We start from the raw sequence: 16643 nt of genomic DNA on the forward strand, positions 1-16643 counted from the left end.
ATGGAACGGCAGGGACTAATCTCGCGCTTTTTCTTTCGGACCGCCGATGGTGACCGGCAAGAGAACGCGTCAGAGGCATCATCCCCGCGGGGCCACGATGCGTGGGCTGATAATGCGACCCGCCCGGTCCATGCCCTGGTCAAATCCGTGCTGCAGGAACCGCGCTGCCTGATCGTCACCGGGTATCAGGATTTCCTGTCTTCCCTGACGATCGTGCTCGATGCGGTCCATGGTCTTGCAGAACGGCCAGAAGGCAGCATCCGCATCGTTTTCGGCTCGAACACGGACGCTCGCCGACAGTTTGGTGGTGGCGGGCGGTCAGTCGCACAGGAAGCCCGACAGTATTTTCTCGGTGCTCGGGGCCTGTCAGTCGTCGACTTGGCTGACCTTCGCGCCGTTCTCGCGATGGATGCTATTGAACGAGGCATCATCCAGTTTCGCGCTTTCGATCCAGCGCTTGCAGAGGCAAAGCTGGGTCGCAGACCGCCTATGCTGCATGCAAAGCTGATTGTCGGCGAAGGCTCTGCACTGTCGGGCAGCGCAAATTTTTCGGTCAATGGTCTGCGCCGGAACCTCGAATTCATGGACGATGCCCATGCCTGGCCGGAAATCGCGAAAGCAAGGCGCGCTGTCGCCGAGCAATTCTGGGAGATGGGCCGCGACTGGACAGAAACAGCGTTGGAGATCCTGCGCTCGCTCATCCGGCTCGTCACACCGGAGGAGGCACTAGCGAGGACCGTTCACGAAGCCACCAGCTTCACACCCTGGCGAGTTGCTGGAAATACGAGCGCAGGTCGCCCGCCGCAGCCATTTCAGGCGGACTTGGTCTATGAGGCTGCGGGCACCGTCTACGAACATGGCTTTGCTTTCGTCGAGGCCCCGACTGGGGCAGGGAAAACTGACATCGGAAAACACCTGGCAACGGTGCTGCCGGTCAGCCACGCGCAGACCGTATTCTCCTGGGGTGAGCGGGCAGATCAACAGCGCCTCGGTTCGCTCGCCTTGATCCCCGCGAGCGTATTGAAAAACTGGACGACGAATGCCCCCGCAAACTTCAAGCCGATCAAGCACAGCCACTTGTCCCGCCAGAAAAAGGACGAGGCTGCCGAGTTGGACGAGATCAACCGCGCCGTCCGCTCGTCCGCGTCAATGATCGTAGATGAAAGCCACCGGCTAAGCTCGCGTTATCTCGCGCCTTCGGCGCGCTCGCTTGTGTTCGAACGAAGCCCGGCCATTTGGACAGCCTGTCTTTCGGCCACGTTGATGGGCAACCAGGGGCTCGATGGTCTGCTCGCTTTCCATGAAAAGCGCGCCTCGATTTATGTGCCGCCTATGATCACGGATCAGATCAACCAACACATGGCCAAAGTGCGCGCTCGCGGGGAACTGGTCCGGCGTCTGGATCAGGTCAATCGTCGCATCGAAGCGCAGGGTGTGCAGGAAGACCTATTCCACAGTGCAGAGACCCTGAGGGAAGAAGTCGGTGCTATCGAACGCCAACTTGAAGCCGACGGATTGCAGATTAGCGCGCTGCAAGAGGGGCTGGCAGATGCCCTCGCGCCCTATGTGGTGCGCCGCCAGCGCGCCTGCATAGGGGAAAGCGCCAACAGAAAAAGCGGGGCATTTGTTTACCCGTTAACCCGCAGCCATCGCGAAGACACGGCACTTACCGACCAGCAGCGCCAGATCATTGCGCGGATCAAGACACTGGCCGAATGCATCACGACCGGGATCACCCTTGTGTCCGCTGATCCGCAACGCGCAGGCCAGACCGAGATCAAGTTTCACGATAAGTCGCGAATTCACATACGTAATTTCCTGGCACTGCTGCGCGCATCAATCATCTTCGCGCGCGAAGAATGGGCGCGAGAGCGCGACAGCGATGCCGACCAGCGAGGACGCGCCTCAATTGGAGAGAACCTTCGACGCGCCGAAAGGCAGAACATGCGACGACTGGCGATCCCTGAAGGTGTTCTTCCAGAAGAACTGTCGCCCGAGGTCGACGACTCCCAGACACCGATTTGCAACAGGATCACGCGCCTTCTGAACCATGCGTGCCTCGATAGCATCGACGAGACCCGCGCCGAGGTTATGCGCGATATTCTGCGCAAGCATGGTCATGCGATCTTCCTTGCGGAACGCGTCGGCGTGCTTGAAGTGTATGCGCGTCTTTTGGCGGGGGCTCGAGGCCGGGGTCCCGAGGTTTTTGTGGTGGCCCCAGGTGCGCAGATCAAACCGGGCAAAAAGATGCATCACATTCGATCCGGGGCAGAAGCGCAGGAATACTTTGGGATCGACGGGAAGCACGTCGATACGATGAAATCGCGGGCGATGTTCCTGACCTTTCAGATGGCAGAAGGGATAAATCTCCAACTCGCGCCGGCACTTGGGATTATCGGGGTGACGTCTGACGTGAAAAGCCTGATCCAAGGTTTGGGTCGGATCGACAGGATCGACAGCCCGAACTCCCGCATCCACTACCACACCTTCGATCTACCGGGCCTTGTTCTGTCGTCCGATCACAAGGCTCGCGCCCGCGTTGCCAGCATCGCTTTGCTTTCTGGGGTCGGTGCGGATGACCTGCCCTCTGAGTTGGTCGAGTTTGCTGCCGGAGACCTGACGGATCTGGTTCTCGATCAAATCAAGAAGCCAAGGACCTTGCGGTCTGGAAACTACTTCGATCAGATCGAGGGGCTGCGCCGAGCGGTGCCGCCAGAGGTGTTCGAACGTGTGCAAAGCGCCAAACCGCGCGGCCTCTGGGGCGCAGAACTGTGCCTGCTCGAATCCCGGCAACCCGTGACGATCCTGCTTCTGGGGGGGCGTACTGGCAGCCCTCAAGACCCAACCGTCTTGCCTCCTCGTCTTCTTGCAGTGCGCGACGATGGTGGGCGAGCAGAGATCATCGGAGATCAGACGGAGGCGGCGCGGCTTCTCTCGCAAGCCTATGCGGAAACACGTCACCTCGACCGTCATGATATCCGCCCTGAGTTTGCCCAGGTGAGCGCAACCTTGGACCGTTTGCGCGGCACTCTCGGCCAACTTACACACTGGGATATCCGCCCGGCACGCACTGTTTCCCTGCTAGCTTCCCTTGCGGGCTTCTTGACCGGCCGTCCTGTGACTGACGGGGGCCAGGGGCAGTTTGGCGACCTTACCTTGCCAGCGCTCGAGAAACTGGCCGAAGCCTGGGCGCACGAACTGGATGTCTTCTGGATCGAGGCAAAAGAGGCCGTAAGCCAGCGCAGCGCATCAGGGGGCGAGATCCCCGATTACCTTGGCATTGACGCGATCTACGGTGCCTTTTGCGCGCAACCCGACGAAGTGCGCGTCGCCGTCCGCGTTCGGATGCATGACCTTATTGGAGCGTGTAGGGCCCTGTCAGAAGGGGAGCCTCTGGATATCCTGAGCCGGGTCGCGGTCATCTTTGAGGCTCAGCGGTGACACGATTGCGGCCGGGCGTGGTTCTGAAGCGCACCATTCGCAGCGAAGGCGCAGTCGCTTTGTCAACGGTGGCTCAAACGTCTTCGCATTCTGGCGGTAGGCGAACGGCCCTAACCTGCCCCTTTGCTTGATGTCCTTGGCAGCAGCCGCGCACGCCCGAAAGCGGACCTTGACAGCACAGAGGTAGATTAGCACCCTCGCCTTCTGTGGCCAAACTGACGTTGGCATGTTCGATCCGCCCGCAATCCAAGCGCCATTTTCGAAGAGTGAACAAATCTGTGAAACTCGAAGACCTCGCAAAGCAATGCCAAAGCTGCACACAGAAACACCCGGTTATTGTGCTTGGGAGCGGTGCATCGATTCCTCATGGCATTCGTGGCATGGGGGACTTGGCAGTTTGGCTACGCGATAACGTGCAGGCCGAAGATGGACCGGAAATCGATGCGTGGACGCTGGTACGAACCGCCATGGCGGCGGGCGATCACTTAGAAGCAGCGCTAGAAAACAAGACCTTGCCCGACTCTCTGGTCACAAAGATTGTCCGGAGCACCTGGGATTTCATCGCGCAGGATGATTACCGCCTCCTCAAGTCAGCGATAAAGGCTGAGACGGTCTTCCCTCTCCGTTCCCTGTTCACTGGCTTGTTCCGAAGCACAAACCGCAACATCCACGTCGTAACGACAAACTATGACCGCGTCGCCGAGTATGCTGCTGACACAGGCGGCTACATACACAACACAGGGTTTCTTCCGGGTTATCTGCGACGCACCGATGGGGCGGAGAATCTGATCTTCAAACAAGGAACTAATCTGGCTCGGACGGTAACGGTCTGGAAAGTTCACGGTTCTCTCGACTGGTTTTCAGACCCACACGGGGGCGTGATGTCTCTGCCTATGACGAGCGAGTTGCCCGATGGCTTAGTTCCGCTGATCGTCACGCCCGGCGTCAGCAAGTATCAGCGGACGCACGACGAGCCCTTTCGAAGCGCAATTCAAGGTGCTGATCGCGTGCTGAGCGCCGCTAGCGCATTCATCTGCATAGGTTACGGTTTTCGCGATAGCCATATCCATCCGAAGCTGGTGACTCGCTGCCGCGTGCATGATGCTCCGATCTTGGTGGCGGCGCGGACCCTGACGCCCGAAGCGAAAGCCTTTCTGAAGAACAACGCGGGGCGTCATTACCTCGCGCTCGAAAATCATAATGATGGAACAATGGTATATAACCGCGACAACCCTGATGGCGTGGTTGTGACCGGAGGTAAGTACTGGGAGTTGTCGACAATGAACGACCTGATTGGCTTTTAGGAGATAGAGGTGGGCATTCTAGATTTCAATGATGATGAAAGCCTTGGCAAGATTATTGCTGTAGACACGGCTACAGTTACAGTGCGAGTCGATGAACTTGAACGTCTCAAACGGATTCAGGTGAATCGGTTGACGGCGATCAGAAGTTCGAAGGCCGGGCAGCACCTGATTGGGATAGTTTCACGCATCACGCGCAAGGCAGGCGACGAAACAGAAATTATTGGAGCTGAGGAAGATCCGGAAGCCGTGCTTCCAGAGAACAACCTCGTGCGGCTCGCTCTGATTGGGACCCTCGTCGATAAGGAAGGTCTGAAACAGAACATATTCAAGCGCACACTCGAGACTGTGCCGGAAATCGATGCGGATTGCTTTTCCGTGGAAGGCCAGCGCCTGACAGACTTCATGCAAGTCATTTCTCAGGTTTCGGGCGACGGTCCTCAGCTTGATCTTGGCCGCTATGCACTGGACGAGGATGCTCGGGCGTTCTTGAACGGAAATCGTCTTTTCCAGCGCCATGCTATCGTCGTTGGAAGCACGGGAAGTGGTAAGTCTTACACAACTGCGCGGCTACTAGACCAAATTGCTGAGCTTCCGCAAGCCAACGCAATTCTGTTCGATATCCATGGTGAGTATCAGACTCTGGATAGCGATGAATTCCGGCATCTGCGAATCGCTGGACCTGGAGATATTGGACAGGATCGCGGACTGACGGATGGCGTTCTGCATCTCCCGTTCTGGCTTCTCGGCTATGAGGCATTGATCTCCCTGTTCGTTGACCGATCTGATCAGAACGCCCCGAACCAAGCCATGCTGATGACGCGCTGCATCACCGACGCAAAGCGAGCAATGCTTGATCCGGAGCAGCACGCCGATATTCGCGCAAACTTCACCATCGATAGTCCGGTACCTTTTAACATCGACAACGTTTACGAGGACCTTGCGCGATTGAACCAGGAAATGGTGCAGGGTGCACGTGGCGAGAAACAGGGGCCGTACTTTGACAAGCTGAGTCGTTTGATCGCACGATTTGAAGCCAAGCGAAATGATCGCCGCCTCGGGTTCATATTCCAACCGCCTGATGCATGCATGGATATGGCTTGGCTTTCTGAGATTACGCACTTACTCATCGGTGGGCGCGGATCGCAGGGCGATGGAAAGGGTGGAATCAAGATCATTAACTTCTCGGAAGTGCCGTCCGATATTCTTCCGCTCATGGTGAGTTTGATTGCTCGTCTTATTTTTGCTGTTAGCCAGTGGACGCCGCCGAAGAGTCGTCATCCAATCGCATTATTCTGTGATGAAGCGCATTTGTATATCCCCGAGCGTGCACCGTCGGAGTCCGCCGATGAGATTTCGGTTGGAATCTTCGAGCGAATTGCCAAAGAGGGACGGAAATATGGGGTCGGGCTGGTTGTCATTAGTCAGAGACCCGCCGAGGTCAACCGGACTGTCCTTAGCCAATGCAACAACGTTATCGCTATGCGATTGACGAACGGTGATGATCAATCCGTTATCAGAAGGTTGCTGCCTGACAGCCTCGGAGGCTTTGGTGATCTCCTTCCGGTCCTTGATATCGGGGAAGCACTAGTGGTTGGTGACGCCAGCTTGCTACCGACACGTGTGATCGTGTCTGCGCCACGCTTCAAACCCAATAGTGCGACAGTTGATTTCTGGGATCGTTGGCGTGATGCAGAGCCGGTTGCGGGAACAGGAGATGCCGTCCTCTCTTGGCGACGACAGAGTAACCAATAGTCCTGGGAGCGGAGACCGCAGCTCATGCTCATATCGTGTTTTCGTAGGGGCAGAGCTGTATCCTCTCAGAAGCGCGAAGTGAACGTCCGAAATATGGTCGATCAGTTGGTTCGTCCGCATTCACAGTGAACGGGCTTTGTTTCGGCGATACAGGTGTAGAGCTTTAGGTCTCCGTGCGACGAATGAGAGACGCGGGAGGAATTAGTGGCGAAACTGAGAGATCTTGAAATATCTGATCGGCAGCGCGAAGATTCTGTCGCGATACTGGTTGGTCCGAATGGATCTGGGAAAAGTACATTCCTTCGGGCCCTAGCAGAGTCTTACCGTCATGAGAACGTTATCGCCGTGTCGAACACGCCCCATGACCGGTTCGCTAGGATGCGAGGGATTCGGCGTATCTCCGCTGGTCGGCCCGATCATACGCCGCCCAATATCGTGAAGCGCGCGGTCGCACGTTCGCTCGATGCAGACGACTCCTCGTTCCATCAGATCAGCGCGATCATGGATTATTGCGGCTATGCCCCGCGCTTCGGGTTCCGGATCGAGAAGGCCAAACATTTCGGATCGTCATTCGATGATCTGCAGTGGAAGTTGGATAGTACCCGCAGCGGTGCCACCGTTGAAGATGTGGCATGGGATGGCGAACCGGACTACGTTGAGCAACTGCATCGCGCACTCGCTTTCCTTAGTCGCCACGACCCCAGGGAGTTCGTCTGGATCGATGCCACCCGCTCCGCGTTCGAGTTCAGCCTTGCGCGAGAGTTTGTCGCCGTGCTGCGCTGCGAGGCAATCCTCCGCCGCCTCAAGGTCATTGGTCTTTTGGAGGTCATGCTCCAGCGCGAAGATCCACGCCACACAGTGATCGAGATGCGTCTGGCGAGTTCAGGCCAGCTCGCTCTGATTTCGTCGCTGCTGTTCCTTATCACTGAGGCCGGCCGCGGTGCGATCATCCTAGTCGACGAGCCGGAGAACAGCCTTCACCCTAGCTGGCAGCGCGAGTATGTAGACAAGCTCATGGCCGCTATGGCTTATCGTAACGCAACTCTCATCGTAGCCACTCATGCGCCACTGGTGGTCACCGGCGCACTTAGTGACGCTCCCAACAAGGTATCAGTGTTCCGCGTGCGGGACGGGCGGCCCGCGCGCCTCGAGATCGACGCGTCGGCTGCGCCGAACAGTATAGAGGAGATACTTTGGGAGGCATTTGGGGTCGTCACGCCAGCCAATCACTTCGTCAGCGAAGAAATCGTCCGAGCGATCTCGCGCTTCGAGAAGGACGAGACCGGCAAGGAAGAGGTTCTTCAACTGATCGGTGCGCTCGAGGAGCGCAGCTTCGACGATCAGCAGCATCGCTTTTTTGAGGCCGTGCGCAAGCTTGTCGATAAGGTTGAACGGGCGAAGGCTGGTATTGACGACGGAGATGATGGCTTTGCCTGATCCTTACGTGCCCAGCCTCGACACCTGTGTATTCACGGAGGACGAAAAGGCAGCAATCGCCAAGGCGATCGCGACGCAGAAGCCGTGGGATTGGAAGCCCGGAGGTGCAGAAGAGGCAAACCTTGTCGCCGCGAAGGTCAAGATTCGCGATCTTCATCGCGCTCGTCATGGTGACCGATGCTGTTACTGCAGATTTCCGCTTCATGGTGGCGGACATTTCATCGTCGATCCCGAACATGTCCTGCCCAAGTCGCTCGCTGCCTACCGCCCTCTTGCTTACACTGTTTGGAATCTCGGCATTGCATGCAAGCGCTGCAATATGCAGTACAAGCGTGCCAAAATTGACTTCGTGGTCGACGCAGTCTCTGCAGCAGCACTCCAAGACAGCGCCAACTATCGACTGGTCCATCCAAACTTCGATCTCTACAAGGAGCACATTTCGATCAGCATCGAGATGAACGACGACGTGACCCTGATTAAGTATACGAAGCAACCGGGAAGCGAGAAGGGCCCATACACCTACGACTACTTCAATCTTAAGGAGCGGGAGGTCGGTAGCTTTGATGCGGCGCAAGGACTCGATGTTCCTGACGACCTCGGGAAAGGCGCCCAAGAGGCGCAGGAACTTGCACGCAAGTTTGGCCAGTAGCGCGACAACTGGTCCACAAAACCCGGACGAGGAACCCGTTGCAGATTCTCTCAGCCGACAGGATAGCGTGGCTTTGCTACCAGGTTTCAATTAGCCGATCATTTGTCTCGACGGATCTTGTTGCTATCGTGAATTTCTGAGTACCCCAAGCTGCGCTGCCGACACACCAATCGCCGCCCATTGCTGCGGGACCAACTTAGATCGCGCTGCAAATCGCCCGACTGTCTGATCCCATGAAGTGAAGCGGCTGCCGGGCAGCAGCGCCGACAGACCGCCTCCCGCCCGAACTTGCCGCCTGCGACGCCCGAACCGTTCACCGTCAGTCGCAAGGTTGAACCGCGCTTTCTGACGGGTGGAAACCGCATTGGCGCGGAGACTGGGAAGGGTCGCATGGGTTTGCCTCGGCGCGTAGGTGGCGACGTGGATGTTGTTGGCCTGAAGGAAGGCCCACATCCGATTTGTTGGATACGCCGCCGTCCACCGACGCGGGAAATCAGCCAGTTGCGCGGCGTTTTCCTGTCAAACCCCCTACGGGAAATCAAGCACTTAGGGGGCGATTGTCAAACCGGTTTTCGGGCGATCTAGGCCAAAGAAAAACCGTCGAGGGGGCGGCCACCCACCTCGACGGCGCATTCGAAGTCACTGTCCTGACAGATTACCAAAGCGCAGACTCCGGCGCAATCACCGGGGGCCTGCATGTCTGACATTCTGCCCTTCTGCCAGGTCAAGCTGCAGTACCTTCTCGACCTCGTCCTCGACCAGTCGCTTGACGATAACGCCTTCCGCATTGCCGCCTATCTGGCGCTGACCCATGCCGACCATGACACCGGCGAATGCCATCCGTCGTTCGAGACGATCGGCACGGCGCTCGGGCGGCATGCGAAATCGGTGAAGCGCGCCCTGAACAAGCCCGAGATGGCGCGCCACTTGACGGTCGTGCGCGGCACCAATCGCGGCAATGCCTCGCGCTACCGCCCCACCGAAGCTGCCCTGCGGCGTGCCACGCAGCGGCGGCGGGAGGGGGACAAGATCGTCCCCCTTTCCCGGGCGAAAGGGGGACAATCCTGTCCGCCCGAGGGGACATATCTGTCCGGAAAAGGGGGGCAGGAACGCCCCCCGAACAAAGAAAAGGAACTTAAACCAAGAACGGCCGCTGCCGCGCCGGATTTGCCCGAGAAGGGGCAATCCGGCACAGCCACGGCCCGCAGCGCGCCGCCCTCACCGCTGGTCTTCGTGCCGCAAGGCATCTGCTTTGCCCGCGACTGGAACGACCGTCTGGCGCAGGAAGGGCTGGCCACGCTCGACCGAAACCTGCCCTTGGTGGTGAACGGCCATCATCGCGGCTTCTGGGTTCCGGCCCGAAGTCCCGCGCCAAGGGGAAGCCCGGAATGGCGGGATCAGGTGCGACGGCTGCGCTGTCTTGCCGGGAAGGAATCCGGGCAGATGGAGCAGCGTCATGCGGGATGAGCAGGGAGCAAGGCGACCCGTGTCATACGCTGGCGCTGCTGACACGGGGCCTTGCGAGGGGGGGGCAAGCCTCCCCTTCGAACCCCACCGGCGCGGGCGCGGCCCGCGAAAGGCCCGCGCTGACGGACACTTTCGTGTTCCGCTGCACGGCGGCCGAGAAGGCCGAGCTTCGACAAAAGGCCGAAGCGGCGGGCGTCCCGGTGGCGACCCTTCTGCGCGAGGCCCTTGGCCGCACGGATGCCCGCCGCCGAAAGCCCGCCCCGCGCGTCGATCCGGCGCTGGTGCTGGCCGTCGGGCGCATCGGCGGCAACCTCAACCAGATCGCCCGCTGGCTGAACCGCGCCCATGCCGCTGGCCTTACCCCGACGGTCGACGCGGTCGAGGTCGCCCGCCGCCTTCTGTCCGTCGAGCGTCAGCTTGCCCAGATCCTCGCCCAGGGCCGCGAATGCTGATCAAATTCTTCCCCAACGGCCAGGGGCGCGGGTCCGGCCCCGTCGGCTACCTGATCGCGGATCAGGTGCTGGCCTACGATGCCAACCGCGACCTGATTCGCGATGCCGCTGGCCAGCCCACGCACACGGTCCGCGACCCACACCCCGAAGTCCTACGCGGCAACCCCGACCGGACCGAGGCGCTGATCGACGCCAGCCATCACGCGTGGACCTACCGCGCCGGTGTCATCAGCTTCGCCGCCGATGACGCCCCGACCGAGGCGCAACAGGCCAAGGTCATGGACGGCTTCGAAAAGCTTGCCTTCGCGGGCCTCCACCCCGAGCAGTTCGACATCCTGTGGGTCCGCCACAGCCACGAAGGCCGCGTCGAGCTGCACTTCTGCACCCCTCGCCTCGACCTGTCCTCTGGCCGCAGCCTGAACATCGCCCCGCCCGGCTATCAGACCGCCTTCGACTCCTTTCGCGATCTGATGAACCAGACCCACGGCTGGGCCGACCCGATGGACGCCCACCGTGCGCAGGAGGTGCAGCCCGTCCTTGAAACCCCTCAGCGCGCCAAGACCCGCGAGGAGGTCCATGCATGGATCCTCGACGAAGTTTCCGTGGGCACCATCACCGACCGCGCCAGCATGGTCGCCCTGATGACCGATGTCGGCTTCACCGTCCCGCGTGCGGGCAAGGAATACCTCACCGTGCAAGACCCCGACACAGGCGAGCGCTGGCGACTGAAAGGAGATATCTTCCATGACGACTGGAAGGCCGACCCCACGGCTCAGCGAGAGGCTGAACGCGGATCTGGAAGCCCTGCGGCACGAGAACGCCGCCTTGATGGCATCCCAGCTGCAGAGCTTCAGGCGCGATTTGACGGCCATTGCGACGCACGCGCGGGATACAATCGAGGCCGATACCCGCATGTTTCTGCACGCGACCTCGGGCACAATGCAGAGCTTTCAGCACCAGATCACGCGCTGGATGACTTTGGCGCCGGTGATCCTGCTGGCGACCGCGACCGCCGCGATCACGGCGCTGCTCGTGCTGAGCTGGTTCTGGAGCGCGATGCTGTCGAAGTCGGAACTGACGCGCCTTGGCTTGCAGCGGATCGACCAGGGCGGGACGACCTACCTTCTGACCGACCCGGCCCGTGCGAGTATTCAGACATGCGCGATCAGCGATCAGAGATCGGTGTTGTGCATTCAGATAAAGGAGAAATGAATGCAGACCCCGCTGACAGCGCTGGAGCGCGAATTGCTTGGCTACGTCGAACGGTTGGCGACAGCCTCCGAAACCTCTGCACAGGCCTTGCGCGCCTTGGAAGCGCGCTCGACCAACCGGCTGGGGCTGAGGATGGATGGATTGGTCGATTGCGTGGCGCTGCTCATTCAGTCGCAGATCGAGTCCATGACGGCCTTGCGTGGCTTGCTGAGCGAAGCCGCGAACTACAGGGCGATCGACAGGCAGTTGAGCGAGAGCTTGAAGCAAGCGAAGGCCGCCGAAGAACGGCTGAAGCGGCGCTGAGGGAACGGGACTGGGGGCATGAGCTGTAGCAGGGGCAGGAAACGGAACTTGAAACGGAACATGTAGCGGAACATACCGGGGTCTGCCTGCGATTTGACTGCAGATTTTTTCCCTATTTTGTTGATGTTAAGCGCGCTAAGCTCCTTGCCGAGTCCGGAACATGAACCGGAACTCTAACAGGGCCGCCGGGCCTTGCATCTAGGGGCGCCATGTCGACCGATACTTTAACAGACAAGGGCGAAGCGATCACCATCGTAGAGCCGCTGATCCCTGAGGAAGCGTCAAGGTATCGCGCTCCCCTGAACGACCTCGCCGTCGAACTCGCCAGCCAGTCGTCAGGGCTGCGATCGTCCTTGCCTGAAGGCATCTGCGCGCCGCTGGCCGATCTCGTCCGGTCGATGAACTGCTACTACTCGAACCTGATCGAAGGCCACAACACCCACCCGATCGACATCGAGCGCGCCCTGAACAAGGATTTCAGCGCCGATGCCGAGAAACGGAACCTGCAGCTTGAAGCCGTCGCCCACATCGAGGTGCAGCGCTGGATCGACACGGGCGGCCTGACCGACCACCCGCTTGCGCCGGAGAGCTTGCGCGAAATCCACCGCCGCTTCTGTCAGAACCTGCCCCAGGAACTGCTCGTCGTGCACAGACCGGACGGCACAGAGCTTCCCATAGTCCCCGGCGTATTCCGCACGGACTTTGTCCAGGTCGGAAAGCACGTCGCCCCCAGCCCCGGCGCCGTGCCGCGCCTTCTGGCGCACATGCGCAAGATGTACGGGTTGCAGGGCCGAAGCGGCGCGATCATCGCCACAGCCTGCGCCCATCATCGCCTTGTGTGGGTCCACCCGTTCGTCGACCTGAACGGCCGCGTCTCGCGCATGGTCGCCCACGCCATGCTGCGCGAAAGCGTTGGCTCCGAAGGCCTGTGGTCTGCCGCACGGGGCCTCGCCCGGCGCGACGCTGAATACAAGCAGCGCCTCATGGCAGCCGACGAACCCCGCCACGGCGGCGCTGACGGCCGAGGCAACCTCTCCGAACAGCGCTTGGCCGAATTCGCGAGTTTCTTCCTTGAGGCCTGCATCGACCAGGTCCGCTTCATGCAAACCCTGATGCAACCGCAACGCCTGCGCGAACGGATCATGGCCTGGTGCAAAGCCGAGATGGCCAAGGGCACGCTTTCCAAGGGCGCAGACATCGTCATGCGCGAAGCGCTGATGTCCGGCGAGCTTGAACGCGGGGCACTGCCCGGGCTTCTCGGCGTCAGCGACCGTCAGGCGCGAAAGGTAACGGCAGAACTGCTGGCGGTGGGGGCGCTGAAGTCAGACACCCAACGCGCGCCTTTGCGGCTGAGCTTTCCTGCTAGGCTGGCAAGCGACTGGATGCCGGGGTTGTTTCCGGAAAGGTAAATCTGAACATTCAACAACATGAACTGCCCAAACCTGCCATTCCTTTGTGTATGTGTTGCTGCGGCGCAGCTTTACGAAATCAGACATTCGAGACTCCTTGGACATCTGTGGCTGTTCTGGTGCTGAGTGCTCCGGTCTGTGCGATGGCGGTGGGGAGGAGCGGCATTTTCAGAGGCGGTAGGACTGGGATTGGCGGCTGATCCGGACGCACCAACCGATTTGTTCAAACAAACCAAGTGCCTGGACAAGGTTCATCCTATAACGTCCAATGGCGGCGTAGTCTTGTGTTCCAAGGATCTCCGTGTCTGACCCACGCATGTCTTGTCCGATCTGTTTGCGCCGAGAGGCTGGGTTGATCCCGGCGCCGCGTCATGTAACGACATGGGATGAGCTGAACGGACCGGAACAGATGGCGATGCTGGCTGACGTGGGCGCAGCACTTGGGCGCGGCACTCCGGGCTTTGTCGCTTCATCGGCACATGACCATTTCCATCTCAGGGAAGGATCCGGGTCGCGTCTGACGACCGGGGGGCGTGACCCGCTTTTGCCTTTGCTCACTGAAAGACTGGATACAGCGAAGTCTGTCGACCTCGCCATTGCCTTCGCAATGGACAGCGGTGTGGCACTCCTTGAGCCTTGGTTCCGTGAGATGCTGGCGCGGGGTGGTCGGCTGAGGATTGTCGTGGGCGATTACCTCGAAACGACCGATCCAACGGCTCTAGCGCGCTTATTGGACCTAGAAGGGGCGGAGCTGTTCGTTTTCGAAACCGGCGGTCTCAGTTTTCACCCAAAGGCCTGGTTGTTCCGTGCTGCGGATGCGCGGGGGGCAGCGATTGTCGGAAGCTCGAACCTTTCGCAGTCGGCGCTGACCGAGGGGGTAGAGTGGAATCTGCATTCCGAAGATGCCGCTGACAGTGTCGCCGCGGCTTTCGAAGACCTGGTGGCACGCCCAGAGGTTAAGCCCCTGACTTCTGCCTGGATCGACGCCTATGCCAATCGCCGCAGAGCGCGGCCGATGCCCGAGTTCACTGCCCGCGTGGTGGCCGAGGAAGGCCCACCGCCAGAGCCGCATTCCATCCAGCAAGAAGCGTTGGAGGCCCTAACGCTGAGCCGATCGAACGGCCACCGCGCCGGTTTGGTCGTGCTAGCGACAGGCCTCGGCAAAACTTGGTTGGCCGCCTTCGACACGATCCGAGCCAAGGCCGGCCGCATCCTTTTCGTGGCCCATCGCGACGAGATCCTGACGCAGGCAATGGCGGCCTTTCGGAAGGTGCGACCAGAGGCCAAGCTGGGCCGCTACACAGGCACCGAGAAAGAGGCGGATGCGGAAATCCTCTTTGCCTCGGTCCAGACGTTGGGCCGCATCGGTCACTTGCGCCAATTCGACCCCGACCATTTCGATTACATCGTCGTGGACGAGTTCCACCACGCCGCCGCCAGCACCTATCAGAAGCTGATCTCCCATTTCACGCCCCGTTTCCTTCTGGGTCTGACTGCTACGCCAGACCGGACAGACGGTGCTGACCTGCTGGGGCTATGTGGTGAAAACCTTGTATATCAATGCGACCTGTTTCGCGGGATCGACGCGGGGCATCTGTCGCCATTCCACTATTTCGGTGTGCCGGACGATGTCGACTATGCGCAGATCCCATGGCGGTCTGGGCAATTCGATCCAACCGCACTTGACGCCGCCCTGGCGACGGAAGCGCGGGCACTGAATGCGCTGGAACAGCATCGCAAGCGTGCAAGCGGTCCCGCGATCGGCTTTTGCTGCTCGATGCGCCATGCCGACTATATGGCGGATTACTTCCGCTCGGCCGGGCTGAAGGCCGTTGCCGTCCACTCGGGCCAAAGCTCGGCCCCGCGGGCAAGCTCTCTGGCCGCGCTGGGTAGGGGCGAGATCGATATCCTGTTCGCGGTCGACATGTTCAACGAAGGCGTCGACGTGCCTGAAATCGGCACCGTCCTGATGCTGCGCCCAACCGAAAGCGCGATCATCTGGCTACAGCAGCTTGGTCGCGGCCTGCGGCGCGTCGAAGGTAAGGTGCTGCAGGTGATCGACTACATCGGCAACCACCGCAGCTTTCTTACCAAGGTTGCCACCCTTCTGCAGGCGGGCGCGGGAGATCGTTCGATTTCGACCAAGTTGGAGGCGTTGCAGGCCGGCGAGTTCCAGATGCCGAAAGGCTGCGAGATCACTTATGAGCTGCAGGTCGTCGACATCCTGCGCACTCTCCTTCGCCCGAAAGAAGGCACGGCAGAGCTTGAAGCCTTTTACATCGACTTCCGGGACCGGAGCGGCATCCGTCCCACGGCTGTCGAAGTCTTCCGCAATGGCTTCGACCCTCGCGCTTCGGGCCATGGTGGTTGGTTCGACTTCGTCCGCGACATGGGTGATGCAGTCCCCGTACGGCCCTTTGCCACCCATGGTCGGCTGCTGCACGAGATGGAACGCCCGCGCGGTTTGTCTCGTGCCGCGTTGACCGGCCTGCGCGACATCGTTGCCGGGCGGCAACCGACCGAAGGGGCCGAAGACCTCGCATTCAACCCGCACCTCGCCCAAAACGGCGCAATCCTGCGCCTAACGCGCCCTGACGCATCAGGCGAATTGGAACCTCTTGCGCGTGAGTTGATCGAATGGCGGCTGGCCGAGACGCCCCTTGCCAGGGAAGCGGCCGAAGGGTCAGCCACTATCGTCGGCAAGCCACAGTCGCTGGAGCTTTGGCAGCGCTACTACGTGCCAGAGATCGCAGAGTTCTTCGGCGAAGAGTACAAGCAAAACCTCTGGCGAACCGGGATGAAGGCATTGCCGGAGAAGAAGATCATGATTCTTCTGGCAAATGTCTCGACCCAGGACCTGACCTACGAAAATGCATTCCTCAGCCCGTCCCGGCTGAATTGGTTCAGCCAGAACCAGACGCGCCAGAACAGCAAGCATGGCCGCGTCATCAGCGGTGAGGAAGGCCATGATGTCCACCTGTTCGTCCGCCGCGGCAACAAGGTGAACGGCAAGGTCAACCCCTTCATCTATTGCGGGCAGCCGAAGTTTGTCGACTGGACAGGGGAGAAACCGATCGAAGTGACCTGGGAATTGCCAGTTCCCGCCCCGCGTGCGCTTTGGGCAGAGCTTGGAATTACTGAAGATGATTGATCGCCATACCGCGCACTCACAAGCCGTCGCCGGCAAGGCGATCGATAAAGGGCGATAAGGAAAGAG

General features: G+C 60.0%; 12 protein-coding genes. 11 read left to right on the forward strand and 1 reads right to left on the reverse strand.

All coding sequences use genetic code 11. The features are described 5' to 3' along the window. The 7 genes from JO391_RS21300 (at position 1) to JO391_RS21330 (ending at position 10502) form a co-directional block, all read left to right on the forward strand. A complete protein-coding gene (locus JO391_RS21300) occupies positions 1 to 3441 on the forward strand; it encodes a phospholipase D-like domain-containing protein (protein WP_220664836.1) in 3441 nt (1146 codons plus the stop codon). 278 nt (positions 3442 to 3719) lie between these two features. Then, positions 3720 to 4745, forward strand: a complete 1026-nt coding sequence (locus JO391_RS21305) for an SIR2 family protein (RefSeq protein WP_220664837.1) — start codon at positions 3720 to 3722, stop codon at positions 4743 to 4745. A gap of 9 nt (positions 4746 to 4754) precedes the next feature. Next, positions 4755 to 6497, forward strand: a complete 1743-nt coding sequence (locus JO391_RS21310; RefSeq protein WP_220664838.1) for an ATP-binding protein — start codon at positions 4755 to 4757, stop codon at positions 6495 to 6497. A 204-nt stretch (positions 6498 to 6701) separates the two neighbouring features. After that, on the forward strand, positions 6702 to 7934 hold the full coding sequence (locus JO391_RS21315) for an AAA family ATPase (RefSeq protein ID WP_220664839.1): 1233 nt from the start codon (positions 6702 to 6704) through the stop codon (positions 7932 to 7934). Beyond that, positions 7906 to 8583, forward strand: coding sequence for an HNH endonuclease (locus JO391_RS21320; RefSeq protein WP_220664840.1), 678 nt, complete (start codon positions 7906 to 7908; stop codon positions 8581 to 8583). Before JO391_RS21315 ends, JO391_RS21320 begins: the two co-directional genes overlap by 29 nt. Positions 8584 to 9279: 696 nt before the next feature. Next, on the forward strand, positions 9280 to 10050 hold the full coding sequence (locus JO391_RS21325) for a helix-turn-helix domain-containing protein (protein ID WP_220664841.1): 771 nt from the start codon (positions 9280 to 9282) through the stop codon (positions 10048 to 10050). Between the two features lie 134 nt (positions 10051 to 10184). After that, positions 10185 to 10502: a plasmid mobilization protein gene (locus JO391_RS21330; protein ID WP_259444948.1), complete on the forward strand. Its 318-nt coding sequence runs from the start codon at positions 10185 to 10187 to the stop codon at positions 10500 to 10502. Positions 10503 to 10654: 152 nt separating this feature from the next. On the opposite strand, the gene JO391_RS21830 is transcribed toward JO391_RS21330, so the two are convergent. Continuing rightward, positions 10655 to 11248 (reverse strand): hypothetical protein, encoded by a 594-nt coding sequence (locus JO391_RS21830; RefSeq protein ID WP_375155720.1) that lies wholly within the window; start codon positions 11246 to 11248, stop codon positions 10655 to 10657. Here JO391_RS21830 and JO391_RS21660 point away from each other — a divergent pair. The 4 genes from JO391_RS21660 to JO391_RS21345 all read left to right on the forward strand — a co-directional run bounded on the left by JO391_RS21660 (position 11247) and on the right by JO391_RS21345 (position 16577). After that, positions 11247 to 11714: a hypothetical protein gene (locus JO391_RS21660; protein ID WP_259444950.1), complete on the forward strand. Its 468-nt coding sequence runs from the start codon at positions 11247 to 11249 to the stop codon at positions 11712 to 11714. The two genes, JO391_RS21830 and JO391_RS21660, sit on opposite strands and share 2 nt — an antisense overlap. Continuing rightward, positions 11715 to 12017, forward strand: a complete 303-nt coding sequence (locus tag JO391_RS21665) for a hypothetical protein (RefSeq protein WP_259444951.1) — start codon at positions 11715 to 11717, stop codon at positions 12015 to 12017. It abuts the gene before it with no gap. 209 nt (positions 12018 to 12226) lie between these two features. Beyond that, positions 12227 to 13426, forward strand: coding sequence for a Fic family protein (locus tag JO391_RS21340; RefSeq protein WP_220664844.1), 1200 nt, complete (start codon positions 12227 to 12229; stop codon positions 13424 to 13426). Between the two features lie 409 nt (positions 13427 to 13835). Then, the gene (locus JO391_RS21345; protein ID WP_259444949.1) at positions 13836 to 16577 is read left to right on the forward strand and encodes a DUF3427 domain-containing protein; all 2742 of its coding nucleotides are present in this window, start codon (positions 13836 to 13838) and stop codon (positions 16575 to 16577) included. Positions 16578 to 16643: the final 66 nt, after the last annotated feature.

Source organism: Neotabrizicola shimadae (genome assembly GCF_019623905.1).
GTDB classification, from domain to species: Bacteria; Pseudomonadota; Alphaproteobacteria; order Rhodobacterales; family Rhodobacteraceae; genus Neotabrizicola; species Neotabrizicola shimadae.